The organism is Geobacter sp. PheSNFMC, assembly GCF_059620965.1.
Window position 1 is genome coordinate 47423 of record NZ_JCAMRN010000001.1, and the last position, 24959, is coordinate 72381.

At 65.7% G+C, this 24959-nt stretch carries 27 protein-coding genes; 16 read left to right on the top strand and 11 right to left on the bottom strand.

Annotated features, from left to right (window positions below; genetic code table 11):
- Positions 1 to 25: 25 nt before the first annotated feature.
- The 4 genes from AC6CDK_RS00225 to AC6CDK_RS00240 are packed head-to-tail and all read right to left on the bottom strand — an operon-like array spanning position 26 to position 4295.
- Entirely contained in the window at positions 26 to 1834 is a 1809-nt protein-coding gene (locus tag AC6CDK_RS00225) for a sensor histidine kinase (RefSeq protein WP_039643371.1), read from the bottom strand.
- Between the two features lie 45 nt (positions 1835 to 1879).
- A complete protein-coding gene (locus AC6CDK_RS00230; protein ID WP_039643372.1) occupies positions 1880 to 2644 on the bottom strand; it encodes a sensor histidine kinase in 765 nt (254 codons plus the stop codon).
- Entirely contained in the window at positions 2641 to 3918 is a 1278-nt protein-coding gene (locus tag AC6CDK_RS00235) for a DUF6178 family protein (protein WP_039643373.1), read from the bottom strand. Before AC6CDK_RS00235 ends, AC6CDK_RS00230 begins: the two co-directional genes overlap by 4 nt.
- Positions 3919 to 3977: 59 nt before the next feature.
- Positions 3978 to 4295, bottom strand: coding sequence for a YcgN family cysteine cluster protein (locus AC6CDK_RS00240; protein WP_039643374.1), 318 nt, complete (start codon positions 4293 to 4295; stop codon positions 3978 to 3980).
- 187 nt (positions 4296 to 4482) lie between these two features.
- On the opposite strand from AC6CDK_RS00240, the gene AC6CDK_RS00245 reads away from it, so the two are divergent.
- From AC6CDK_RS00245 to AC6CDK_RS00265, 5 genes are all read left to right on the top strand, one after another.
- A complete protein-coding gene (locus tag AC6CDK_RS00245) occupies positions 4483 to 4968 on the top strand; it encodes a SixA phosphatase family protein (RefSeq protein WP_192905289.1) in 486 nt (161 codons plus the stop codon).
- Positions 4969 to 4995: 27 nt separating this feature from the next.
- Positions 4996 to 5520 (top strand): helix-hairpin-helix domain-containing protein, encoded by a 525-nt coding sequence (locus AC6CDK_RS00250; protein ID WP_039643376.1) that lies wholly within the window; start codon positions 4996 to 4998, stop codon positions 5518 to 5520.
- Between the two features lie 31 nt (positions 5521 to 5551).
- On the top strand, positions 5552 to 6454 hold the full coding sequence (locus AC6CDK_RS00255) for a CHAD domain-containing protein (RefSeq protein ID WP_237560683.1): 903 nt from the start codon (positions 5552 to 5554) through the stop codon (positions 6452 to 6454).
- Positions 6451 to 7992, top strand: a complete 1542-nt coding sequence (locus tag AC6CDK_RS00260; protein ID WP_192905288.1) for a Ppx/GppA phosphatase family protein — start codon at positions 6451 to 6453, stop codon at positions 7990 to 7992. The genes AC6CDK_RS00255 and AC6CDK_RS00260 overlap by 4 nt, the downstream gene beginning before the upstream one ends.
- Positions 7993 to 8091: 99 nt before the next feature.
- Positions 8092 to 8277 (top strand): hypothetical protein, encoded by a 186-nt coding sequence (locus tag AC6CDK_RS00265; RefSeq protein ID WP_039643379.1) that lies wholly within the window; start codon positions 8092 to 8094, stop codon positions 8275 to 8277.
- Here the strand turns inward: AC6CDK_RS00265 and AC6CDK_RS00270 are convergent.
- From AC6CDK_RS00270 to AC6CDK_RS00295, 6 genes are all read right to left on the bottom strand, one after another.
- Positions 8274 to 9089 carry an RMD1 family protein gene (locus AC6CDK_RS00270; protein WP_039648116.1) on the bottom strand — a complete coding sequence of 272 codons (816 nt, stop codon included), beginning with the start codon at positions 9087 to 9089 and terminating at the stop codon, positions 8274 to 8276. The genes AC6CDK_RS00265 and AC6CDK_RS00270 overlap by 4 nt on opposite strands.
- A gap of 41 nt (positions 9090 to 9130) precedes the next feature.
- Positions 9131 to 10066, bottom strand: a complete 936-nt coding sequence (locus AC6CDK_RS00275; RefSeq protein ID WP_192905287.1) for a 4-deoxy-4-formamido-L-arabinose-phosphoundecaprenol deformylase — start codon at positions 10064 to 10066, stop codon at positions 9131 to 9133.
- 7 nt (positions 10067 to 10073) lie between these two features.
- Positions 10074 to 11288 (bottom strand): peptidase U32 family protein, encoded by a 1215-nt coding sequence (locus AC6CDK_RS00280; protein ID WP_039643381.1) that lies wholly within the window; start codon positions 11286 to 11288, stop codon positions 10074 to 10076.
- A gap of 98 nt (positions 11289 to 11386) precedes the next feature.
- Complete coding sequence (locus tag AC6CDK_RS00285) at positions 11387 to 13006, bottom strand: ArnT family glycosyltransferase (RefSeq protein ID WP_039643382.1); 1620 nt, start codon at positions 13004 to 13006, stop codon at positions 11387 to 11389.
- Entirely contained in the window at positions 12990 to 13283 is a 294-nt protein-coding gene (locus AC6CDK_RS00290; RefSeq protein WP_039643383.1) for a lipid-A-disaccharide synthase N-terminal domain-containing protein, read from the bottom strand. Before AC6CDK_RS00290 ends, AC6CDK_RS00285 begins: the two co-directional genes overlap by 17 nt.
- Positions 13276 to 13989, bottom strand: a complete 714-nt coding sequence (locus AC6CDK_RS00295; protein WP_039643384.1) for a glycosyltransferase family 2 protein — start codon at positions 13987 to 13989, stop codon at positions 13276 to 13278. Before AC6CDK_RS00295 ends, AC6CDK_RS00290 begins: the two co-directional genes overlap by 8 nt.
- A gap of 196 nt (positions 13990 to 14185) precedes the next feature.
- Here AC6CDK_RS00295 and ybgF point away from each other — a divergent pair, with 196 nt between their 5' ends.
- The 11 genes from ybgF (at position 14186) to AC6CDK_RS00350 (ending at position 23906) form a co-directional block, all read left to right on the top strand.
- Positions 14186 to 14914: a tol-pal system protein YbgF gene (ybgF, locus tag AC6CDK_RS00300; RefSeq protein WP_192905286.1), complete on the top strand. Its 729-nt coding sequence runs from the start codon at positions 14186 to 14188 to the stop codon at positions 14912 to 14914.
- Between the two features lie 73 nt (positions 14915 to 14987).
- A complete protein-coding gene (locus AC6CDK_RS00305) occupies positions 14988 to 15989 on the top strand; it encodes a LysM peptidoglycan-binding domain-containing protein (protein ID WP_192905285.1) in 1002 nt (333 codons plus the stop codon).
- A gap of 85 nt (positions 15990 to 16074) precedes the next feature.
- Entirely contained in the window at positions 16075 to 17145 is a 1071-nt protein-coding gene (gene dprA, locus AC6CDK_RS00310; RefSeq protein WP_039643386.1) for a DNA-processing protein DprA, read from the top strand.
- A 14-nt stretch (positions 17146 to 17159) separates the two neighbouring features.
- Positions 17160 to 19433 (top strand): type I DNA topoisomerase, encoded by a 2274-nt coding sequence (gene topA / locus AC6CDK_RS00315; RefSeq protein WP_039643387.1) that lies wholly within the window; start codon positions 17160 to 17162, stop codon positions 19431 to 19433.
- A 72-nt stretch (positions 19434 to 19505) separates the two neighbouring features.
- A complete protein-coding gene (locus tag AC6CDK_RS00320; RefSeq protein ID WP_039643388.1) occupies positions 19506 to 19916 on the top strand; it encodes a hypothetical protein in 411 nt (136 codons plus the stop codon).
- On the top strand, positions 19913 to 21217 hold the full coding sequence (gene trmFO, locus AC6CDK_RS00325) for a methylenetetrahydrofolate--tRNA-(uracil(54)-C(5))-methyltransferase (FADH(2)-oxidizing) TrmFO (RefSeq protein WP_192905284.1): 1305 nt from the start codon (positions 19913 to 19915) through the stop codon (positions 21215 to 21217). The genes AC6CDK_RS00320 and trmFO overlap by 4 nt, the downstream gene beginning before the upstream one ends.
- A 31-nt stretch (positions 21218 to 21248) precedes the next feature.
- The gene (locus AC6CDK_RS00330) at positions 21249 to 21578 is read left to right on the top strand and encodes a hypothetical protein (protein WP_237560684.1); all 330 of its coding nucleotides are present in this window, start codon (positions 21249 to 21251) and stop codon (positions 21576 to 21578) included.
- Entirely contained in the window at positions 21565 to 22140 is a 576-nt protein-coding gene (locus AC6CDK_RS00335) for a Maf family nucleotide pyrophosphatase (RefSeq protein ID WP_039643391.1), read from the top strand. Before AC6CDK_RS00330 ends, AC6CDK_RS00335 begins: the two co-directional genes overlap by 14 nt.
- A gap of 9 nt (positions 22141 to 22149) precedes the next feature.
- On the top strand, positions 22150 to 22845 hold the full coding sequence (locus AC6CDK_RS00340) for a YggS family pyridoxal phosphate-dependent enzyme (RefSeq protein WP_039643392.1): 696 nt from the start codon (positions 22150 to 22152) through the stop codon (positions 22843 to 22845).
- Positions 22846 to 22927: 82 nt separating this feature from the next.
- A complete protein-coding gene (locus AC6CDK_RS00345) occupies positions 22928 to 23731 on the top strand; it encodes a polysaccharide deacetylase family protein (protein ID WP_039643394.1) in 804 nt (267 codons plus the stop codon).
- Positions 23718 to 23906, top strand: coding sequence for a hypothetical protein (locus tag AC6CDK_RS00350; RefSeq protein ID WP_192905283.1), 189 nt, complete (start codon positions 23718 to 23720; stop codon positions 23904 to 23906). Before AC6CDK_RS00345 ends, AC6CDK_RS00350 begins: the two co-directional genes overlap by 14 nt.
- Before the next feature lie 92 nt (positions 23907 to 23998).
- On the opposite strand, the gene proC is transcribed toward AC6CDK_RS00350, so the two are convergent.
- The gene (proC, locus tag AC6CDK_RS00355; protein WP_039643399.1) at positions 23999 to 24811 is read right to left on the bottom strand and encodes a pyrroline-5-carboxylate reductase; all 813 of its coding nucleotides are present in this window, start codon (positions 24809 to 24811) and stop codon (positions 23999 to 24001) included.
- Positions 24812 to 24959: the final 148 nt, after the last annotated feature.

Here is a 24959-nt window from a genome sequence, read left to right on the forward strand (position 1 = left end):
CGATCTGCTGAAACATCAGTTACGGTCAGGTCCCCAAGGTAAAGAAGAAGGTTGCCCCTTCGCCGGGGGTTGCCTCGGCCCACACCCTCCCGCCGTGCCGGTGGACGATCCGCTGGACCGTGGCGAGCCCCACGCCGGTCCCCTCGAATTCCTCTTCCCGGTGCAACCGCTGGAAGGGGGCGAAAAGCCGGTCCGCGTAAGTCATGTCGAACCCGACGCCATTGTCGCGCACGTAGTGGACGGGCCCTTCCTCCTCCCGCCGGGTGCCGACCTCGATCAGGGCCTCATCCCGCCGCGTGCGGCTGTACTTCCAGGCGTTGCCCACCAGATTCTCCATCACCACCCGCACCAGCCGCGCATCCCCCTCAGCCTTCATCGCGTCGTGAATCTTCACCGTCACCCGCCGCTGCGGCTCGGCACCGCGCAACTCGTCCAGGATGTCGCGGGCCATGGCGCCCAGGTCGATCCGCTCCCGCTGTACCTGGCCCCTGCTGAGGCGCGAGAGTTCCAGCATGGCGTCGATCATCTGCGAGAGGCGCCGGCTGGCCCCGTTGATCCGCTCCAGGCAGTGCCGGCCGTTCCCGTCGAGCCGGTCCGCGTAGTCTTCGAGCAGGGCTTCGCTGAATCCCGCCAGATGGCGCAGGGGGGCCCGCAGGTCATGGGAAACCGAATAGCTGAACGATTCCAGTTCCCGGTTCATGACCTCCAGGTCGGCGGTGCGCTGGTGAACCCGCTCTTCCAGGTCGGCGTTGAGGGCCGTGAGGGTCTCTTCGCTGGCCCTCAGCCGCCGGGCCATGGCGTTGAACGATGAGGCGATGGTTTCCAGTTCGTCCCGGGCTGAAAAATGGAGTTTGTAGGTCAGGTTGCCCCGTTCGACCTCGCCCATGGCGGCGACCAGCTCCCGCAGGCTGCCGAGGATGGACCTGACGAGCCTGACGGCCGGAAACATGGCGATGATTCCCGCGATCAGGGCTGCGGACAGGGCCTTGCGGCTCACCAGGAGCGCGAAGCTGCGGGCCTCGGAAAGAGGCATGGAAACCAGGGCGTGCCAGCCGTGGCTTCCCACGTTGGCCACGCTGATGATCCGCTCGATTCCGTCGCTGCCCCGGCAGACCGTGGTGAAGCCGGAGGTGAGCGCCTCCTCGGGGCACTTGAGGGCGGTTTCGGCGATGTTGCGTCCGATCCGCTCCGGTGAGCGGGTGTCTATCAGGATGCCCCCCCTGCGGTCCAGCACCAGGATGTCGCTGTTGTCGGCAAGGCGGCGGGTCGAAGTGCCCAGGTAGGTCGAAATGGCGTTCAGGTCGATGGGGATGCCCACGACCCCCACCTGGCGGGAGCGATCGTCAAAGACGGGACCGGCTATCATCACTGTCGGCCGCTTGAAGAGCTTGGACGTGTGGAGGTCGCCGACGATGTACGCTCCCTCGCGCGCCCGCCGGTACCATTCCTTGTCGTTGTAGCTCAGGGCGTGCACGGTGGGGGAGAAGACAGCCGAGCCCACGTTGTTGCCGGCCATGTCTGCGGCCAGGATGTTGAGCCTCATGGGATAGGAGGGGAGCAGTTCAGCGAAGAGCCGGTCCATGGCCGCCGGCTCGTGGGCGGCGACCACGGGGTGGCGTGAAAGGACCCGCAGGACGCCGGTGGTTTCGGTGATCAGCCGGTCCACTTCCACGGCCACGTGCGTGGCAGCCGAGAAGTTGCGGCCTTTCAGGTCATCGATTTCCCGCTCGAGGATTTCGTAGTGGTTGTAGATGGAGAGGACGGCCATCGGCACCAGGAAGAACCCAATGATGAAGATGAGCTTGATCCTGATGGTGAAGAAGGGAAGGGTCATGGGGGCTGCCTCTCGCCGATGTGTCCTGATGAGTTGCCGGAATCCCTAATTCAGTGTGAAGTAAAACGTCGCTCCCGCGCCGGGTGCCGCCTCGGCCCATATTCTGCCGCCGTGGCGCCGGATGATCTGGTGGGCCGTGGCAAGGCCGATGCCCGTCCCTTCGAATTCTTTGCCCTGGTGCATCCGCTGGAAGGGGATGAACAGGCGGTCGGCAAAGGCCATGTCGAAGCCGGCACCATCGTCTTTCACGAAATATACCGTTTTCCCCTCCTGGGCGCAGGCACCGAAGGTGATGTGGGCGGGATCGCGGGCGACCGAGAATTTCCAGGCATTGCGCAGCAGGTTGTCCATCACCGCCCGGAGCATCCGGCGGTCTCCCTGCGCCGTAACCCCGTCCTCGATGGTGAACAGAACGTTGCGCTCGGGGTACAGGTACCTGAGTTCCATCTCGATGGTCCGCACCATCTCGCTCAGGTTGGCGGTATCGGGGCAGAGCGGTTCGCGGGCGATGCGGGAAAGGTTCAGCAGCCCGTTGATGAGGTTGCCCATCCGCTGGCTGGCGATCCGGATCCGCCTGAGATAGTCCTGCCCTTGGGAATCGAGTTGTTCGGCGCAGTCCTCCATGAGTGCCCGGGCAAAGCCGTCGATGATGGTCAGGGGGGCGCGCAGATCGTGGGAGACCGAGTAGCTGAAGGTCTGCAGTTCGCGGTTTGACGCGTCAAGGGCCTCGGTGAGCTCGGCAACCCGGTGCTCCAGTTCCTGCACGCGGCAGCGCAGGTCCTCTTCGCCGGTGTGGCTCGGACCGCTCATGCCGGGTCCCCATGGCGGGCCAGCAGTTCGTCGATCCGGCGGATGTCGTCGACTCCCCGGAATTCCCGGAAGCCGTCGATGCCGTCCGGGTCCAGGGCCCGGTAGAAGCGGGGCGGCGTGGACCGGAGCCCCTCCAGCACCCTGCCGGTGGCGTAATCGCCGACCGCCAGCGACTCGTGGCGCTTGCGCAGCTCCATGACCATGCCGAAGCCGAGCCGGAAGAGGCGGGAGAGGTATTCCCGGCCAATGATCGCGGCGGCCCGCTCCACGTCGCCCTCTGACAGGTATTCCAGGGCGATGGAGAGGTAGCCGTGAACCCGCCGGAAGATCGCCTCCATTCCCTCGCGGGAGCGGAGGGCGGTGCCGTCGGCCACCAGGGCGCTGTTGACGAGGGCGGTGAGCTCCTGGTCCACCGGACTCTCCACCAGGGCCAGGGCGCGGTTGAGGAACGACTCCTCGTATCCCGCCGGCATGGGAAGGCCGGTTATGCCCGGGGCCAGGTCCAGCCGCTTTTCGGCAGAGGGGATGAAATTGTCGGGAGAGAGCCGGGCATAGATGGTAAGGGCATCCTCCAGCTCGGGGAACCCCAGGTCGGCGAGCCGGCCCGAGCGGAAGCGGTAGGCGAGCTCTTCCAGCTCACTCTCCAGCTCCCCCTTGATCCCCTCCATGAGCCCCAGGTAGAGCTCCCGGTCGTTGCGGAAGACGATGTCGATGAAGCTTCCCACGGCGCGGGCCCGTTCGGCGTTGCGGAAGGTTATGAAGTAGACGTTGTCGAAGCTGTGGTCCCAGTCGGCCACCCGTTCTTCGTCGGACACCAGGTCGCCGATGCCGCCGCCGACGATGATCTCCTTCTTGAACATGAGAATGAGGAGTTCCGTGTCCATGTGGGGCAGTTGCTCCAGCACGGCCTCTTCGCCCGCTTCCAGCAGGTGGTTGAGCCACTGGTGCGATTTCTCCTCGGAAAAATTCCACGAGTCCCAGAGCTCCATGTCCAGGATGAACATCCGCTGCTGCGGCGACGCCAGTTCCCAGAACTCCACGGCGTCGGTCATCCCCACCTCGGTCAGTATCCGGTAAAACTGCTGCTCAGGCAACGCGCGCACCACCTCCCGGGCGCGGGGGTCGGCGAGGAGGGCGTTCATCTGCTTCCAGGCGGTGGCACCGCCGGGGACTCCAGGCGTTGCCACCGCATCGGGGCCCGTCGCTTTCCCGGCCATGGCGCGGCGGGTGCGCTCATCCTCCAGACTAACTACCTTGCTGCCGTCACGTCCCATTGCTTGAAAACTCCCTTCCCTGTTCGTTCCAACGTGCGTTGTGCGGGCGCGCCTCCGGCTCAGCCCCTGTTCCCCTTGTTCCGTCCGTTCATTCTGACCTTTGACAGCCGCACCCCCAGCGCCTTGCGGTAGGCGCAGCCGTCATGGAGCCAGGGGAGCGTCCTCACCAGCTCCTCGGTCAGCTTGACGCACTCGGGATTGATGTCGAACCGTTTGTCGTAGATGACGCACTGGCGGGTGGTCACGTCCAGATAGCGGCAAGGGGTTGCGGTGAAGAAGACGGTGCCGTTCTCATCCTCGATTTTTTCGAAGCAGCAGAGACCGCACCGCGCACAGAGGGATTCCCACCCATTGCTGGATTCGTCGCGATTTTCCATGGCATGAGGATACCTATCGGCGCGGAGTGTGTCAATGACCAAGGCTGCCGGTCCGTTGCCCCCGATTGTTACAAGCGCGTAAAATTTTTGCCTGTTCGTTGCTTTGTGCGGAAGTTCTCATTGAAAACGCTGCATGCTGTGCTTTACTCTTTTGCGGAGCCGGACTGCTCGCTGTGCCGGAGGTGATATGAAACTGCTCGTGGTGCGCCATGCCGAGGCCGTGGAACGCGCTCCGGCGATCGCCGAGGAGGACCGCTGGCTCACGCCGCGGGGCCGGGCTTCCTTTGCCGCCAGCGTCCGGGTCATTGCCCGGCGGCGCACGTCTCCCGACCTGATCGTCACCAGTCCCCTGGTCCGTGCCGTGCAGACGGCGGAACTACTCGCCGCCGGCCTGGACTACGGCGGGGAACTGGCGGTTTCCCGGGAGCTCGCCCCCGGTTTCGACCGGGAGGGGCTTGCCCGGCTGCTGGCCGACCGGCCCGGAGCCCGCCATGTGGCCATTGTGGGGCACGAGCCCGACATGGGCCGGGTGGTGGCCGATTTGCTGGGACAGCCCGAGGCGGTGCCGCTGCGCAAGGGTATGGTCGTGGCCCTGGAACTGGATCCGGCCACGGGGACTGCGCGATTGCGCTGGGTAGTCCACAAGGGAGAGAAGACGCGCACGCTGCCCTGACAGCATGTCTTGAGGAAGGAGAGAGGAATGACGGACATCCAGAAGGAACTGCAGAAAATTCGCGGCATCGGCGAGGTGCTGGCCAAGCGGTTGGCCGAGGCGGGGCATGACACCTTCGAGAAGATCGCCGCGGCCGGCGAGGAGGGGCTCAGGGCCATCAAGGGGATGAATCCCCGGTCGGTCGCCGCCATTGTTGCCCAGGCCGCCGAACTGGCCAAGGGAAGGGCGGAGGACCGGGACCGGCGCGTGGAAGAGCTGAAGGCTGCGGCCCTGACCCTGCGGGATCAGGTGGAGGGAATCGCCCGCTCGGTGCGGGAGCGCTTTGCCGATGAACTGGAAAAGAAGACGGCCCGCCGGGTGGAAAAGGAGTTCCTCAAGGTGGTGACGACCCTGGAAAAAGTGGAAGGGAAGATCGGCCGCCGGGTGAAGCGGGCCGGCAAGGGGCTCGCCAAGGCCGAAAAACGCCTGGCCGGCCTGGCCGATACGGGGCTCAAAGGGGTCGAGCGGGGGCTGCGGCGGACGCGCAAGGCCCTCAAGCGGGTGCTTGCCTGACGGCGTTGCCGCGCCGTCAGGGCGCCCGAAGGTGAGCGGTCTCATGCGGATCAGCGGTCACACTCCACTCTGGATAGCGGCTCGGGCCCTTCTGGCCGGCCGGGTTGACGATTTCTTCGACCGGTGGCGCAGGGCGGCGGAAACGTTCGACCCGGAGGACATCCATGACCTTCGGGTCTCCTCGCGGCGGCTCCGGGAGGGATTCCTCCTGTTCGCCGCCGCCTACCGCCCCGAATCCGTCCGGCGCGCGGCCCGGGGCGTCAGGAAGGTTACCCGGCTCCTGGGCGCCCTGCGCAACACCGACGAGGCCCTCGTTTTTTTCCGGCGCATGGCGGAGACGGCCGCCGGGAGCGCCGGTCGCCACCTGGCGCGGATCATCGCGCGGCACGAGGATCTGCGCCGGGAGCAACGGCGGCAGCTCCGGCGGGGACTCCGGGAGTTGGACCCCCGCCGCACCCGCGAGGCTCTGGCCCGTATTGTTGCGAGCCCGGCCCTCTTCTCGCCGCCCCCTTCGGGCATCGACCCCTTCACGACCATTGCCGCTTTTGCCGCCGATCGCCTTCGGGAGCGCCTGGACCACGTGCTTGCCCTGGTGCCCGATGCCTGCCGCGAGGCTGACGTGGAGGCCCAGCACCGCTTGAGGATTGCGGTGAAGCACTACCGCTACCGCCTGGAAATCCTCTCCTTTTTGCCGGGAGACGCTTTCGCCGCCCTCCATGCCGCGATCAAGGCCTACCAGGACGTTCTCGGCACCATGCACGACCTGGACGTCTTTGCCGGCATCGTCCGGCACGAGGGATTGCCATCGGCGGATGAGTGTGTCATCCTGACCCATATCGCGGGGGAACGGCACCGGCAGTTCGCGCTGTTTGCCGGGCTCCTGGCCGAGACCCCCTTCGAAGCCATCGGCGAACAGGTGAGGAGAGCGCTGTGACCCACAACCGGCTGGCCGCCATCGATATCGGGACCAACTCCATCCGCTGCATCGTGGTGGAGGTGACCAGGAACGGAAAATTCCGCGTTCTGGACGACGAGAAAGCCACCGTGCGCCTGGGCGAGGGGATGGCCGCCAGCGGCACCATCTCGCCGGCTGCCTGGGAGCGTGCCGTGACGGCGCTCGGCCGGATGAAGAAGATCGTGGACGGCTACGGGGTCAAGGTGGTGGAGGCGGTTGCCACCAGCGCCGTGCGCCGTGCCGCCAACGGCGAGGAGTTCATCCGGACCGTGGGGGAGGCGGTCGGGGTCAGGGTGGCGGTGATCAGCGGCGAGGAGGAGGCGGAACTGGCCGCCCTCTCGGTGCGGAACCATTTCGATATGGAAGGGGTCCGCTACGCCATGGTGGACATTGGCGGCGGCAGCCTGGAAATCGTCACCGCCCTGGGTACCCACATCGAGGATATCCACTCCCTGGAGCTGGGGGCCGTGGTCCTGACCGAGCGCTTCGTCCGGAGCGATCCCCTGCGCCAGGCTGACCTGGACAGGCTGCGCAAACACGTGCGCGCGGCGCTGAAGGAGTCGTTGGGCGCCGAGCGGGGACACCTCCAGAGCCTGGTGGGCTCCGGCGGCACCATCACGTCCATCGCCGCCATGGTCATGGCCATGCGGGGGGAGGGCTACGGATCGGTCCACCGTTACGAGGTGCTCCGGTCGGAGGTGGTGCACCTGCTGGCCATGCTCTCCCGCAAGGACCTCAAGGCCCGCCGGGAGGTGCCGGGGCTCAACCCTGACCGGGCCGACATCATCACTGCCGGCGTCACGGTGGTGGACGAGCTCATGAGGTTCTTCGACGTGAACCTCTTGCGGGTGAACGAGCGGGGAATCCGGGAGGGGCTCATCATCAGGGCCCTGCGGACCCATGGCCTGATTCCCGGCATGGAAACTCCCCTCACCTGGCGCGAGTCGGTGCTGGAGTTCGCCCGCTCCTGCCACACGGACGAAGAGCATGCCCTCCAGGTGGCGCGGCTTTCCCTGGAGATATTCGATTCCCTGGAGCCGGTCTACGGCATGGGCGAGGGGGCCCGCCGGATCCTGGAAGCGGCGGCCATCCTCCACGACGTGGGCTACTTCATCAACTACTCAAGCCACCACAAGCATTCATACCATTTGATCCGCCACGCGGACCTCTTCGGCTTCACCCCCCGGGAGCGGGAACTGATCGCCTCAGCGGCCCGCTACCACCGCAAGGCCCTTCCCAAGAAGAAGCACGAGTCGTACATGCGCCTGGCGGAACCGGACCGGCTCCTGGTGGCGCGCCTGGGCGGCATCCTGCGGCTCGCCGACGGCCTCGACCGTCGCCGCAACAGCCTGGTCTCCGGCCTTACCTGTTCCCTTTCCGACGGCACCTTCATCCTTACCCTTGCCAGCCGCGAGGAAATCTCCGTGGAGCTCTTCGGCGGCAAGATCAAGGGAGACCTCTTCGAGGAGGCCTTCAGGAAGCGCCTCCTGCTGGTGGCCGAAAGCGCCCTCGCCTGACCCTCTCCCCTCCGTATTTTCGTAATTGTGTGCGCATCGTAACGAAATCGCAGTGTTGAACGTCTATAGTGGGATCATGACACGTCAGGAGGTTCAACGATGAACATTATTCCACTCGGCGATTACTACGCCTGGTACTGCGACTGGTGCGACACCAGGAACCAGACGCTCCAGCAGAAATTCACGACGGGCACCGTCACCTGCGGTGCATGCCACAAGCCGTTTTCCCTGCCGGCCGCGGCCGGGTGCCCGCCGGAGCGGCATGCCCTGTCGGGCGGCTTTTAGCGGGCCAGCTCGAAGAGGTAGATGACGATCTCGATGAAGATCAGGATGATGATGGTCCATTCGAGGCGGGAGGCGCGGCGGGCGTGGGCGAGGCTCGTGAAGACCCCGGTGATGTCCAGGAGCGTTTCTCCCTTGTGCTTGATCTCGTTGTAGCGCTGGTTCAGCTCGAAGACGTTGGCCATGGTCAGGTAGAGGCGGTCCGCCTCGGGGTTCTCCCAGGTGAATTCCGGCTTTTCCAGGACCATGACGTGGGCGATGGACTGGTACTTGTAGGTCAGGACGTTGGCCGCCAGCTTTGCCAGGCGCCGGTCCGAGATTCCCAGCTTGCCCCGGTCGAGCATGCCGATGACGGTTTCCATTTCATCCAGGACCTGGTCGACCCGCTCCTCGATCCGCTCCAGGGCCACAGACTTGGCGATGACGAAGCAGATGGTGTCCACGTAGGCCGGGTCATACACGGGCATGGTCGCCAGGTCGTTGGTCACGGCAGGTCCGCTGCTCTCCCCCAGGGCCAGGGCGTAGTCGTCCCGGTACTTCTCGTCCGGCACGCTCTTGAACGGCTCCGCGTAGTGCGCCATACTCCAGAAAAAGGCCCTTGCCTCCTCCTCCGTGCAGTTGACGAAGACCACCCCGCCGAAGAAATAGAGGTAAACCCTCTTGGTCGTGCCCTGGTCCCCCGACAGGGGCTTGAGGCTCGCCTGGTCGAGCACCATGGGCTCTTCCCACCGGTAGCGCCGGGGGAAGCCCAGGCCGGCGGCCAGCCGGTTCAGGTCCAGTTCGCCCGGCAGGGCGAAGGCGGTGAATGACGTCATGGCTCCCTCCCCAATGCTCCTCTGGTGATCAACGCCGGAAATCACGGTTCTCCGGCCGCCGGCCCCGGTTCGCTCCATTCCTCGCCCTGAACCGCCACCCGCCCGGGACGGCCCGGGATCTCCTCCATGGTGAGCCGGCAGACGGGCACGGTTGCCCGCTTGGCCTCGTCCGCGGCTTCGCCCAGGGTGACGAAGCGGGCGCCGGTTCCCGTGAGCCGGTCCAGCAGCGCCGCCAGGTGCGGCGCATAGCGCTTCCCTTCGATTTCGGCCTGCACCGTGTGGACGTTGAGCCCCGGCCCCACCAGGCCCATGAGCCGGTCCACGGCCTCCCGCTCCGCAACGATCCCCCCGCCCAGCAGTTCGTCAAGGGTCGGCAGGGTGGTGGGCACCTGGAGGGTGCCGAACCGCCGTCCGTCAACAACCGGGTAGAAGGGGGTCCGTCCCCGGCAATCGCTGCAGAAGGACAGGAGCATGGAGTCCTGGATTTCAAGGGAGTCGGCGCTCACGGTCCAGCCGGGCGCCGCGGCGGTCCGGGCCCGCCGTCCCATCACCTCCTCGAAGAGGGCGCAGGCGCGGCCCAGTTCCAGGGCGATCATCTTTTTCGGGATCCAGGGAAGAAGGTCGTGCCACTTCACATGGTCCCAGCCGTGGATGCCCACCTCATGGCCGAGGCGGGCAGTGAGCCGGATGGTGTCGGCGAGCCGGTTGCCGATGATGGGGGGCGGGATCAGCAGTCCCGAGAGAAGGGTCCGCGGCCCCAGCAGGGCCGGTGCGTTGAGCCGGAGGCTGGTCCGGAGGAATCCCCGCCGTGTGATGATGCGGCGCACCGCCTTGCCGGTGTTGTCGGGACCCAGGGAAAAGTAGAATGTCGCCTTGACCCCGAAGCGGCCGAGGATGTCGAGGATGCGCGGGATGCCGTCCCGGGTCCCCACGAAGGTGTCGGCATCGACCTTGATGGCGATGGTGGGCCGTTCCATGGCGACCTCAGTCGTCCCGTTCCCGCCGCAGCAGATCCCAGGGGGCGGCCGCACCGGGGAGTGTCGCCCGGATCCGCTGGTTCGGGTGGGCTTCGGCCAGGGGAGCCCCGTTCTGGTCGGTGAAGGTGTCGAGCGTGAAGGTGTCCGAGCGCATGCCCGGCCCCATCAGCTCCATGGTCCAGCCGGGCCGGATGCGGTTGCGGACGGCGAGGACGGCGGTGCCGTCGGTAAGGATCTCGTCCACCACGGCGAGAAAGTCATGGCTGCGCAGGTAGCGGGAGTCGTACTCCAGGTCCGCCGCCTCGGGGCGGCCCAGGAGGAAGCCGGTGGTGTATCCCCGGTGGCTCACCTTGGACAGCTCCTCCAGCCACTCGGGGCGGAACGCGTACCCGGCGGGGTCGGCGGCATAGCGGTCCAGCGCCTCCCGGTAGACCCGCACCACCGACGCCACGTAGTGAATTCCCTTCATCCTCCCCTCGATCTTGAGGGAGTCGGCTCCCGCCTCCACCAGCTCGGGAATGTGGCGGATGAGGCAGAGGTCCCGGGAGTTGAAGATGAAGGTGCCGTTTTCATCCTCCGTGACCGGGTAATACTCGCCGGGTCGGCGTTCCTCCACCAGGGCGTAGCTCCAGCGGCAGGGATGGGTGCACTCCCCCCGGTTGGCATGGCGGCCGGTCATGACGGCGGAGAGGAGGCAGCGTCCCGAATAGGCCACGCAGAGGGCGCCGTGGGCAAAGACCTCCAGTTCGGCCGACACGTGGCGGCGGGTTTCGCGGATCGCCTCCAGGGACATCTCCCGGGCCAGGTTGATGCGGCTGATGCCCTGCTGCTGCCAGAAGAGAGCGCTGCGCCAGGTGGTGGTATTGGCCTGGGTCGAGAGATGGATGGTGCATTCCGGGACGATGCGGCGGATGGTGGCGATGACCCCGGGATCGGCGGCGATGAAGGCGTCGAAGGGGATCGGCGCCACCTCTTCCAGGTAGCTGTCCAGCTCCTCCAGTTCGTCGGTGTCGGGATAGCTGTTGACCGTGAGGTAGACCTTCACCCCCCGGTCGTGGGCATAGGCCACGGCCTCGGCCATGGTGGCGGGAGTGAAGTTGTCGGCCTGGCTCCGCAGGCCGAAGCGGGCACCGCCCAGGTAGACGGCGTCGGCGCCGTAGTGGATGGCCACCTTGAGTTTTTCGAGGTTCCCGGCCGGGGCCAGGAGTTCGGGGATCTGCATGACTGCTCCGCGCTGAAGGTTCGTGTGGCCGGGATGATATCACAGTCATCGTCCCCGGCAGAACACTTTGATGGAAGAACGAGAACAAAGAGGGCGGATCAGGGCACCGGTGGCGGGGGAGGCTCCCTTCGGCAGAGATAGGCCGTGTGCTTGCGCTGGACAAAGACCGGCGTGACGGAGCAGGCGTGCTTCAGCCGGAACTGATCCATCTGGCCCTGGTCGGTCACCACGAAGATTTCGCCCCGTGCGGCCAGAAACCGCTCCACGTCGGCATCGGTGGGAAGGTAGATGTCCCGGCGGGAGCCGTCCTCCTCGAAGCGGAGATCCCGGTCGGTCACGAGCCCCATGGCGGCGATCCGGTTCCGGTAGAAGGAGAGCGAGGGGATGAACGTGCCGTACATCAGGATGTCGCGCTTGTGCTCCGGGTCGATGCGGTCGATGGCGGCGACCATGTCGCCGTATCCCTTAAGGTGTGGGCCCAGATGCGTCATGGCGCTGTAGACCGTCACCGACAGGCAGAGGGTATAGAGGGCCGTGTTCCTGACGAACTGGGGCGAGAGGCGGCTCTTCCAGAGGTAGGCGCACAGGACGAGGAGCGCTGCGCCGTACAGGAGGAGCTGGAGCTTCAGGGGGGCGGCCGGCTTGTAGAAAAAGCCGGTCCCGCCGGCCGCAATGGCGGCCAGAGTGAGGATGACCAGGGTGGCGGCGCGCAGCCGGGCCGTCTCGAACCGGGCCAGCGCGTACGCCGTTATGATCGAGGCCGTGCCGTAAAAGGGGAGGATGTAGGCGGACAGCTTGCTCTTGGCCAGGGAGAACACCACCAGCGGCGCCACGATATAGACGAAGAGCGTCCTGATCCGTCCGTCGAGCTGCTTCCATCCGGCGACGCCCCGGGCCAGGAACAGCGTGTAGGGGAAAAAGGTGGCGCTGAAGATGACGAAAAAGTACCAGAACGGCTTGTCCCGGCCGAAGCGGTTGGTGGCCACCCGGTCCACGGTCTGGACTTTGAGGAAGTAGTCGGGAAGCTCCGGATTGCTGATGCTCACCGCCAGATACCAGGGGAGCGCTACCGCTGCAAAGGCGCCGGCTGCCCCGGCCACCTCGCGCCAGGTGAAAACGTTGCGGTGATCGCGGTCAAAGGTCTTGGCCACCAGAAAGGGGAGCAGGGTGAAGAGCAGGATGATCGGCCCCTTGGTGAGGAACCCGAGGCCCAGGAACAGCCCGTACAGGGGGGCGTTCCAGAAGCTGCGCTCGCCGTACAGCTGGCGGAAGAGCATGAGTTGGGCCAGGGCCGTGAAGCAGGCCAGGTAGATGTCGGTGGAAACCACCCGCGACGAGGAGAGAAAGAGGAGCGATGTGCCGCAGATGAGCATGGCATTGATCGCCTCGTCCCCGTTGCCGAGGAAGATGCGGGCCGTCCCGAGCAGGGCGGCCAGGGCCGCCGTTGCGGCAACGATGCCGAAGAAGCGGACCCCGAAGCCGTTGATGCCGAAGATCTCCATGCCGGCGGCCATTCCCCACATGGACAGGGGGGGCTTGTGGAAGTGCTTGATGCCGTTCAGGTGCGGCTCGAGCCAGTTCCCGGTCACTACCATCTCCCGGGCGATTTCGCCGTAGCGGGCCTCGGTGGACTCTCTCAGGTGGAGGGCCGACCCGGGGTAGAGGAGGATCAGGAAGTAGATGGCCAGGAAGGGGAGCGCCCTACGACTCAAGCGCATCGATCACGTCCTTCCTCTTGTTCTTGCGGATGAAGTAGAGGTTGCGCAGGTAGATGACCGTGCCGGTGGATTGTCCCACGATGAAGACCGGGTCCTGTTTTATGACGGCGTAGACCAGCAGGAACAACCCGCCGATGATGCTGAAGTACCAGAACGCCTCGGGAATGACGCTTTCCTTCCGGCGTTCGGTATGGATCCACTGGACGAAAAAGCGCATGAAGAACAGGGCCTGTCCGGCGAAACCGATTCCCATGGTAAGCATCGCCGCCTTAGACATGTCTTTCTCCTATGGTTGCCGGTTGATACCGCCGTTGCATCCAGCGCACCGCCAGCAGGTCGAAGAACCCCTCCCTGGCCCGCCGCCAGTTGGTGTAGTTGGACGTGCCGTGGCGCCGGGGGCGGTGGTTCACCTCCATCTCAACGACGCGGGCCCCCTCCAGCCTCATGAGGGTCGGCAGGAAGCGGTGCATCCCCTTGAACATCTTGATCCGCTTCACCATGTCCGCCCGCATGACCTTCAGGGAGCAACCGGTGTCGTGAATGCTCTCCCCGGTGAGGCGATTGCGGATGCCGTTGCCGATCCTGCTCCCCAGCCGTTTGGACAGGGTATCGCGCCTGTTGCGGCGCCAGCCGGTCACCATGTCGCAGCCTTCGCCGTAACGGGCCATCATGGCCGGCACATCGGCCGGGTCGTTCTGCCCGTCGGCGTCCATGGTGATGATGACATCCCCGGCGGCATGGGCGAAGCCCACCCCCAGGGCCGCGGACTGGCCCCGGTTGGCTGCCAGCGATAGGTAGCGGGCGGCCGGGTACTCCCGCGCCAGGGCCTTGAGTACCCCGAGACTGCCGTCGCGGCTGCCGTCGTCGACGAAGATGACCTCGTATTCGTACCGTTCGGCATCTGCCATCCGGGTGATCTCGTCGAAAAGGGGGAGGAGATTGTCCTGCTCGTTATGCACCGGAATGACAAAGGAAATCTTCATGTGCGGTCCTGTGGGCGCTCACTCTGCCGGATGCTGTCTCGCTGATCGATGGTTATAGCACATTCAACGCGAACGTAATCAACAAAATTACGTGAATATATCCATAGGTAACGCATGCGTCCGGTCACGGCTTTGACCTTGACAAACAAGGGGAAATGTCATTAACTCTCCGGAGAGTTCACCGGGGAGAGGGTCCATGAACCTGCTCAGACACGCTGTTGCCGGATTCTGTCTTGTGACGGCCGCCGGTTGCGCCGGCCAGGATGTGATGGTGCGGAAACAGTCGGAGATGGAGACGCGCCTGGAGCACCTGCATCAGGCCAGCACCACCTCCGGCGTGCGCCTCGCCGAACTTTCGGCCGAGGTGACCGCGCTCCGCGAGCGCCTAGCCGCCCAGGGCGCCGAGCTCGAGCAGCTCAGGGCCGGACAGCGGGAACTGCAGGCGAACATCAGCGAGCGCCTCGTCCAGGTCGCCCCCGCGGCCGGTACCCCATCCCGCATCGAGGTGGTGAGCCGCGACGGCGCGCCCCGTGAAAAGGACGGCCCCCCCGAAGCCTACCTGAAGGCCTTCGGCCTCTACAGCGCCAACAATTTCACCGCCGCCGTGGAGGCGTTTCGGGCATTCCTCGCGGAACATCCCGACAGCGAGTACGCGGGCAATGCCCTCTACTGGATCGGCGAATGCCACTATTCGCGCTCCGATCTGCCCCAAGCGCTGGATGCCTTCAGATTGGTGGCCGAACGCTACCCCGCGAGCAACAAGGTTCCCGACGCCCTCCTCAAGAGCGGTTACACGCTCTATGCCCTGAAGGAGCCGGAACGGGCCCGGGAGATCCTCGAATCGCTCGCCGCCAGGTATCCCCGGAGCCCCGCCGCGGCCAAGGCCCGCGAACGGCTTGCTGCTGCGGCTTCGAAAAAACAGTGATTCCGTACCCATGCCGGCGTTCGCCCTGCCGGCGCATCAGGTGCCCCTTCACGGACGGGGCCGCGAGGTGACCATGAAACGGATGCTGGCTGCTTCCCTGCTTCTCGCCCTATCTCTTGTCGCTCCCCTTGGGGTGCTGGCTGCCGCCGAGGAGCCGACGGTCTACGTCATCCAGAAGGGTGACACCCTCTGGGGACTGTCCGAGCGCTTTCTCAAGGACCCCTACTACTGGCCGAACCTCTGGGCCAGGAACCCTGCCATCGGCAACCCCCACTTCATCTATCCGGGCCAGCGGGTCCGGGTCTATCCCGACCGGATCGAGATCGAGCCGCGCATGCCCGCCACGCCCGAGGCGGCGCCGTCGCCCCGCCCCTCCGAGGAGCCGGTGGCGGAGCGGAGCTTCCTGGTGAGCGGCAGCGAAGGCTATCTGGTGGAAAAAGGGTTCAAGCCCGCCGGCAGGATCATCACCACCAGCCAGAACCGCGTGATCGTGGGCGAGGACGACATCGTCTACGTGGACATCGGCGCGGATCAGGGCGCCAGGGTGGGGGACCGGTTTTCCGTCTACAAGAAGCTCGATGCCGTGAGCCACCCGGTCACGAACGTGATCCTGGGTGAGAAGATGATCCCCCTCGGCACCCTCCAGCTCACCGAGGTGGAAGGAAAGGCCTCCAAGGCAATCGTGACCAAGTCCTACCAGGAGATCGGGCCGGGCTCCCTCATCCTCCCCTGGCGGGACAAGCGGCGCCTGATTCCCCTGAAGGCGGCCCAGCAGGATATGGACGGCTTCATCGTGGACTCCCAGGGGGGCAACAAGGCCATCAGCGAAGGCGATCTCGTCTTCATAGACCTGGGGAAAAGCCAGGGCGCCCAGCCGGGATACCTGTTCTACGTGCTGCGCGACGTGGTGCCCGACCAGCAGTATGCCGACATCTCCGTGAAAAAGCTGCCGCCCGAGGTGATCGGCGCCCTGGTGGTGGTGGCCAGCGGCGAGACCACGTCGACGGCCCTGGTGGTGAAGAGCATCGATACCATTTACCGGGGCGACCGGGTCGAGGTCCGGGCCGCCAGGTAGGCAGCATTGCGGGGACCGGCACGGCCGGTCCCCGTTTCGCATCCCCCGTCTCCGGCATGAAAGGGCCTGCCGCCTTCCCACTCCCATGTATCACTGGTTCGCACTCAGATCGGTCCCCCTGGTGGGGAATGTCCTCTATCGACGGCTGCTGGAGCGGTTCGGCTCTCCCGAGGCGGTTTTCAGGGCCTCCGACGCGGAGCTTGCGTCCGTGCGCGGCGTGAGCCCAGCGGTCGCGGCCTCCATCCGGGGGCATGATCCCCGCTCCTTTGCCGAGTCGGAGTGCGAGCGGGTCAGGCGCGCCGGCGTCCGCATCGTCACCATCCGGGACCCGGACTATCCGCCGCTTCTCCTCCAGATTGCCGACCCGCCCCCCTATCTCTACGTGAAGGGCGACCCGACGGGGCTGGAGCCCGCCGTGGCCGTGGTGGGGTCGCGCCGGGCCACCGTCTACGGTCGGACCGTCACGGCCCGGCTGGCCGAGGACCTTGCCCGCCGCGGGGTGGCGGTGGTTTCGGGCATGGCCCGGGGCATCGATACCGCGGCACACCAGGGCGCCCTGGCCGGGGAGGGGAAGACCGTCGGCGTGCTGGGGTGCGGCATCGACGTGGTGTATCCCCCCGAGAACCGGGAACTCTTCGCCCGGGTGGCCGACCGGGGAGCCCTGGTGTCCGAGTTCCCCCTGGGCACGGGCCCCCTGGCCGAGAATTTCCCCCGTCGCAACCGGATCATCAGCGGCATGTGCCGCGGTGTCCTGGTGGTGGAGGCGGCCGAGCGGAGCGGTTCGCTCATCACGGCGCAGATGGCCCTGGACCAGGGGCGGGACGTCTTCGCCATTCCGGGGAACATCACGAGCAGCGGCAGCAGCGGCACCAACCGGCTCATCCGGGAAGGTGCCAAGCTCGTGGCCGGGGTCGGGGATATCCTGGAAGAGCTTGCCCCCCGCGCTGCGGCCGCGGTCGCGGCTGCGCCGTTCTTGCCGCCGCTTCCCGCCGGCGAGGCTGCCCTGATGGCGATGTTCGGCGCCGATCCCCTCCACATTGACGAGATCATTGCCAAAAGCGCGTTGACAGTGGGGGAGGTTTCGGCTATGTTACTGCGCCTGGAACTGAAGGGAGTCGTAACTCAGCTTCCCGGCAAGTTTTTTCACGCTAACTGACAACGGTACCGTCTATGTCCCAACATCTCGTCATAGTAGAATCTCCTGCCAAGGCTAAGACCATAGAGAAGTTCCTCGGCCCGGATTACAAGGTGCTCGCATCCTACGGCCACGTGCGCGCCCTGCCCAGCAAGCAGGGCTCCGTGGACGTGGAACACGATTTCGAGCCCCGCTACGCCGTCCTGCCCGAGAGCAAGCGGCACATCGACGCCATCAAGAAGGAGTTGAAGGCGAGCGATTCGCTCCTGCTGGCCACTGACCCCGACCGGGAAGGGGAGGCCATCTCCTGGCACCTGCTGGCGGCCCTGGGCGTGAAGCCCGAGAAGCCGCCGGTGCCGGTCAGGCGGGTGGTGTTCCACGAGATCACCAAGGACGCCATCGTCCACGCCGTGGAGAATCCCCGCACCATCTCCCAGGATCTGGTGGACGCCCAGCAGGCCCGCTCCATCCTCGACTATCTCGTGGGCTTCAACCTCTCCCCCTTCCTCTGGAAGAAGATCCGCTACGGCCTTTCCGCCGGCCGGGTCCAGTCGGTGGCCCTGCGGCTCATCTGCGAGCGGGAGAAGGAGATCCAGGCGTTCCAGTCCCGGGAATACTGGACCATCGGCGCGGAGCTGGCCAAGGAAAAGGGGCAGAAGTGCACCGCCAACCTGGTCGAAGCCGAGGGGAAGAAGCTCGACAAGTTCGACATCCCCGACCAGGCAGCCGCCGACCGGCTCGTGACGGCCCTGGAGAACGCCACCTACACCGTGGACAAGGTGACCAAGAGCGAGCGCAAGCGGACGCCGGCGCCGCCGTTCACCACCTCCACCCTCCAGCAGGAGGCGGCCCGCAAGCTGGGGTTCTCGGCCAAGAAGACCATGTCCACGGCCCAGAAGCTCTACGAAGGGGTCGCCATCGACGAGGGGCTCGTGGGTCTCATCACCTACATGCGTACCGACAGCGTGGTGCTGTCGAACCAGGCCCTGCAGGAGGCCCACCAGGTCATCACCTCCCTGTATGGTCCCGAATACGCCCTGGCCAAGCCCCGCTTCTACAAGAACAAGGCGAAGAACGCCCAGGAGGCCCACGAGGCGGTCCGTCCCACCTCCATCGCCCGTACTCCCGCGGAGCTGAAGAAGTACCTCTCCTCGGACCAGTTCAAGCTCTATGACCTGATCTGGAAGCGGACCGTGGCCTGCCAGATGGCCGAGGCGCTCCTGGACCAGACCTCCGTCGACATCGGCGCGGGCACGGGCTACCGCTTCCGGGCCGCCGGCACGGTGATCCGCTTTCCCGGCTTCATGAAGCTCTACATCGAAGGGGTGGACGACCAGGCCGAAGAGAAGGAGGGAACCCTGCCTCCCCTCACGGAGGGGGAGCTCCTTAAGCTCCTGAAGCTCCTGCCGGAGCAGCACTTCACCCAGCCGCCCCCCCGGTACACCGAGGCGAGCCTGGTGAAGACGCTGGAGGAATACGGCATCGGGCGCCCCTCCACCTACGCCTCCATCATGAACACGCTCCTGGAGCGCAAGTACGCCCGCCTCGACAGCAAGCGCTTCATCCCCGAGGATGTGGGGATGGTGGTTAATGATCTTCTGACCAACCATTTCACCACGTACGTGGACTACAACTTCACCGCCACTCTTGAGGAAGAGCTCGACCAGGTCTCCCGGGGGGAAAAACAGTGGAAGCCGCTGCTGCGCGAGTTCTGGGAGCCCTTCCAGGGGCTGCTCAGGCAGAAGGAGGGCGAGGTCAGCAAGGCGGACCTCACCACCGAGGCCACGGACGAGGCATGCCCCGATTGTGGAAAACCTCTGGTGGTGAAGCTCGGCAAGCGCGGCAAGTTCATCGCCTGCTCCGGCTACAAGGAGGGGTGCACCTATACCCGCAACATCGACCAGGGGGAAGGGAAGGAGAAGGCTGAGCCGGTCCTGTCCGAGGAAACGTGCGACAAGTGCGGCAGCCCCATGCTCATCAAGGACGGGCGCTTCGGCAAGTACCTGGCCTGCTCGGCCTATCCCGCCTGCAAGAACATCCAGCCCCTGGTAAAGCCCAAGGGGACCGGCCTTACCTGCCCCGAGTGCAAGGAAGGGGAGCTGACCGAGAAAAAGTCCCGCTACGGCAAGATGTTCTACTCCTGCAACCGCTACCCCCAGTGCAAGTTCGCCCTCTGGGATCCGCCCCAGCCGGGGCCGTGCCCCACGTGCGGCTTCCCGCTGCTGGTGAAGAAGGTCTACAAGCGGGAAGGGGAGTTCCTCAAGTGTCCCAAGGAAGGATGCGACTACCGGACCGAAGGGAAAAAGTAATCACGTGGCCGACCGGGCGGGGAGCGATCCCCGCCTTTTTCTCGCACGGAACGTGGTCGATAAGGGGATCCCATGATGCTTGCCGATATGCATGAAGCCTGTGAACAGTGCCGCTTCGCCTATGCCCGGATCGATACCGAGTGCTGGGGCGAGGCGAGCTCCCGGCGGGTCATGTGCCCCATCTGCGGCTGGACCAAGTACGAGGAGCAGATCTGGACCTTCGCCCTGCCCACCATCGTCAAGCGGAGCGTCGTGCGGGGATGCGGCGCCTACCGGCTCATTCCGCCCGGCGGCTTCTCGGGGTACAACGCCTTTCACGTGCCACCCTCCCGGGAGGTTGTGGCCCACATCCGCCAGTTGCTCGACAGCGGCTGGAAGGGGTATCTGACCCTCTGGGACGAGGAGAAGGGAAAGGCCCGGCTCCTGGCCGGCCACCCCCTCCAGAAGTTCGAGATTCCCGCCGGCGGGGACCCGTCCCCGTGACCGGTGCCGTCACCATCATCGGCGGCGGCCTGGCGGGATGCGAGGCCGCCTGGCAGATCGCCGGGCGCGGCGTGCGGGTCGTCCTGCGGGAGATGAAGCCCCAGCGCTACTCGCCGGCCCACCACCTGTCCGGGCTGGCGGAGCTGGTCTGCTCAAACTCGCTCCGGGGGGAGTCCCTGGAGAACGCCGTGGGGCTCCTCAAGGAAGAGTTGCGGCGGGCCGGCTCCCTCGTCATGGCCGCTGCCGACGCCACCCGGGTGCCGGCAGGCGGCGCCCTGGCCGTGGACCGGGAGCTGTTTTCCTCCTACGTGACCGAGCGGATCGAAGGGCATCCCCTGATCGAGCTGGTGCGGGAGGAGGTGACGGAGCTTCCCGCCGAGGGGATCCTGGTGATCGCCTCGGGCCCCCTGACCAGCGACGCCCTGGCCGAGCGGCTGAAGCAGATCACCGGCGACAGCCTCTACTTCTACGATGCCATCGCTCCCATCGTTGCGGCCGATTCCCTCGATGCGGGCAAGGTTTTCCGGGCCTCCCGCTACGGCAAGGGGGACGGCGACGACTACCTGAACTGCCCCCTGTCCGAAGAGGAGTACGAGCGGTTCGTTGATGCCGTTCTTGCCGCGGAAAAGGTGCCGGCCAGGGACTTTGAAAAGGTGGTACACTTTGAGGGGTGCATGCCCATCGAAGAGATGGCGGAACGGGGGCGGGAAACCCTCCGCTTCGGCCCCCTGAAGCCGGTGGGGCTCACGGACCCGCACACCGGCCGGGAGCCCCACGCGGTGGTGCAGTTGCGGGCCGAGAACCGGGAGGGGACCCTGTTCAACCTGGTGGGCTTCCAGACCAAGCTCACCTGGCCCGAGCAGCGGCGGGTCTTCCGGATGATCCCCGGACTGGAGAACGCCGAGTTCGTCCGGCTCGGCTCCATGCACCGCAACACGTTCATCAATGCGCCGACCCTGCTGGAGCCCACCTTCCGGCTCAAGGGCGATCCCCGCACCTTCTTCGCCGGCCAGATCACCGGGGTGGAGGGATACGTGGAATCGGCGGGCAGCGGTTTCCTGGCCGGCATCAACAGTGCCCGGCTCGTGCGGGGCGAGGAACCGGCAGTCCCGCCACCGACCACCGCCCTGGGCGCGCTGGTGGCCCATATCACCACGGCGCCGGCCAGGCACTTTCAGCCCATGAACGTAAACTACGGGCTGTTCCCGCCCCTCGAGGGGAAAGTGAAGAAGAAGGAGCGCCGGGGAAGGCTTGCGGAACGGGCCCTGGCGGAACTGGATCATTGGCTCGCAACAGTGTAGGGGCGAACCTCGCGTTCGCCCTTGACGTCGCGTGACACCAGAAGCGGACGATCGCAAGGATCGCTCCTACGGGGTATCTATGGACGACAAGGAAAAACAGGAAATATCCCTCATCGGCAGGCTCCTCTCCCTGGAGGCGCTCCTGATCCTCATGGGGATCGTCTCCCTGGGCTACGGCATTGCGCGGTCCCAGGTCATGAACATCTTCTGGGGCGTGGTGATCCTGGTGGGGGCCGTGGTCCTTTCCTTTGTCAGGAAAAAGGACTGGAAGAAGCACTGGGAGGAGCTGGAGATCGAGAAACGCCGCCACGAGGAACGGATCAAGGCGCGGAACGAGGGAGAAAAGGATGGAAAAGGGTAGGATCGTCCTGGCGTCCGCCTCGCCCCGTCGGCTGGAGCTGCTGGCATCGGCCGGGGTGGAGTTCGACGTCTTCGCGAGCGATATCCCCGAGGAGCCCATCCCCGGCGAGGCCCCGGCGGATTTCGCCGTGCGCCTGGCCCGGGACAAGGCCGTGGCCACGGCGGCCCGGACCGAGGGGCGCTGGTTCGTGGGTGCCGACACCATCGTGGTCTGCGCCGGCGAGATCATGGGCAAGCCCGTGGATGAGGCCGATGCCGTGCGGATGCTCAGGAAACTGTCCGGCGTTTCCCACGAGGTGATCACCGGCTATGCCGTTTACGACCGGGAGCGCGACGGTCTGCTCTGCAAGGCGGTGGTGACCAGGGTCGTGTTCAAGCCCTTGCGGGACGAGGAAATCAGCGCCTACGTGGCCACCGGCTGCCCCATGGACAAGGCCGGAGCCTATGCCATCCAGGGGGGCGCTGCCTATATGGTTGAGCGGATCGACGGCTCCTATACCAATGTGGTTGGCCTGCCGCTCTGCGAAGTGGTGGAGGATCTGCGCCGCATCGGCGCCCTGTGAGTTCCGGCCATGGCAATCGCCGACAATCTGACCCATATCCTGGCAAAGATCGCGGACGCGGCCCGGCGGGCCGGGCGTGATCCGGCGCCGGTGCGCCTCGTGGCGGTCTCCAAGACCATGCCGGCCGAGGCGGTTGAGGAAGCGGCCCGGGCAGGGCAGCGGCTCTTCGGCGAGAACTACGTGCAGGAATTCACGGCCAAGGCCCGTGAGGTGCGCGAGCCGGTGGAGTGGCATTTCATCGGCCATCTCCAGTCCAACAAGGTCAAGTACCTGGCCGGGCTCGTGACCTGCATCCACTCGGTTGACCGCCTGTCCCTGGCCGAGGAGATCGACCGCCAGTGGGCAAAGCTCGACGCGGTCTGCGACATCCTCGTGCAGGTGAACATAGCCGGCGAGGAGACCAAGAGCGGCACCTCCGCGGCCGAACTCACGGACCTGGTGGCGGCCATGGCGACCCTGCCCCACGTGCGGGTCCGGGGTCTCATGACCATGCCTCCCTTCTTCGACGACCCCGAGGAGGCCCGTCCCTACTTCCGGGAGCTCAGGCGCCTGGCCGACGCAGTGGCTGCCGAGAAGATCCCCGGCGTGTCCATGGCGGAACTCTCCATGGGGATGTCCGGCGACTACGAAGCCGCCGTGGAGGAGGGAGCCACGCTGGTCCGCATCGGAACGGCCCTGTTCGGCGAGCGGGTGTACCGCCCCTGACCAGCTCTCCCGTCACTATCCCCGTGGCGGCCTTTGGGCCGCAATTCCCGTAGTCATTCCCTTTGTGGAGGTTGTAGCGCCCATGCTGTTCCGCCTGATTGTCGCGGTTATGTTCCTGGCGTCCTTCCCGTCCACCGCCCGGGCCGTGCCCCGGCCGGTTTCGGCCGCGGATTTCTCGGTCCCCATCCTCCTCTACCACCGCTTCGGCCCCACCGTTGCCGACGGCATGACCATCAAGACCCCGGTCTTCGAGGAGCACCTGAAGTACCTGAGGGACAACGGCTACCGGGTGATCCCCCTGCGGCAGGTGGTGGACTTCTATCTGAAAAAGGGACCGGCGCCGCCCCCCAAGTCGGTGGTGATCGTGGAGGACGACGCCCACAAGTCGGTCTACACCGACATGCTGCCGCTGGTGAAGAAGTACCGGGTGCCGGTGACGGTCTTCATCTACCCCTCGGCCGTCTCGAACGCGAAGTATGCCATGACCTGGGACCAGCTCCGGGAGCTGAAAAAAACGGGGCTCTTCGATTTCCAGTCCCATACCTACTGGCATCCCAACTTCAAGAAGGAGCGGAAGAAGCTCCCCCCGGCGGAGTTCGACCGGCTGGTGGAGTCGCAGTTGAAAAAATCGAGGGAAAAGATCGAGAAGGAGCTGGGGGTGACGGTGGACATGCTCGCCTGGCCCTTCGGCATCTATGACGACGACCTGATCCGCCGGGCCGGGGTGCTGGGGTACCGGGCCACCTTCACCATCGACCGCCGCCACGTGACCCCGGCCGAGAGCGTCATGAAGCTGCCCCGTTATCTCATGATCAACGCCGACCAGGGGAAGGTTTTCGCCCAGATCCTGGCCGGGAGCGGCCCCAAGAGAAATGTCGTCTACTGATCCGCCGAAAAAGCATCCCTGCCCCGACTGCCGGTTCTGCCAGTGGTGCGGTGATGACCGCTGTTCCCTCTGCCTGCGGGGGTGCGCAAAGGGCAAAAAGCTCTCCCTGGCGGAGCAGATCGAGCTCTTTGAGAAGATGAACCGAAAGGCTGCGGCCACAGAGGACACAGAGTAGCACCGGATTTCCGCCGTCTCCACCCTGATCGATACGGGATTCGTGGCAGCCGCCGTTGCACGTTGAGAGTTCTCCTCTGCGGCGAAGAAGCGTTATTTTTTCCCCAGCTCCGCCGAGCGGGCGGTTGCGGCGTCCACGGCGGCCATGACCGCGCCGCGGAAGGCATCCCGCTCCAGGGAGGCGATGCCGGCGATGGTGCTGCCGCCGGGGGAGGTGACCTTTTCCTTGAGGATGCCCGGGTGATCGCCGGTCTCCAGAAGGAGCCTCGCGGCTCCCAGCACCGTCTGGGCCGCCAGCCGGGTGGCCACGTCCCGGGGCAGGCCGTTTTTCACGCCCGCGTCGGACAGGGCCTCCATGAAGAGGAAGACGTAGGCCGGGCCGCAGCCGGAGACGCCGGTGACGGCGTCCATGAGCTTTTCCTCCACCACGCAGGTGGTCCCCACCAGGTCGAAGATTCCCGCGGCAAAGAACAGATCGTCATCAGTGGCATTCCTGCCGCGGCAGAGGGCGGATGCCCCTTCCAGCACCAGGGCCGGGGTGTTCGGCATCACCCGGATCACCCGGGCCGCGCTGCCGCAGACCTCTTCCATGTCCGCGGTGGTGATCCCCGCCATGATGGAGATGAGCAGCTTGCCGTCGAGCCCTGCCGGCCCCAGGGCCGCAGCCATGCCCCGGAACACCTGGGGCTTCACGGCCATGACCAGGGCGCCGGCAGCGGCAACCACCCGGCCGTTGTCGGCGCAGACGTCGATGCCGTAGGTGCCGTGCAGGTATTCCCGCCGCGCGGCCACCGGTTCAGCCACCATCACGTCCGCCGCCGCGACCCCGCCGGCCAGCAGCCCTTTGATGATCGCCTCAGCCATGTTCCCGCCGCCGATGAAGCCGAGAGTGCTTCCCTTCAGCATCTTCGTTCCTCCTCGAAAATAGTATACTTTCTCCTACGGCATACGTTGAAAAATGTCAAGCCGGTGATCGGCCGAACGTGACGGAATGGTGCGGGGTTCTGAATATGTTTGGCCGGGTCAAAAAATCGTTGACACCCTGTTTTCTTTG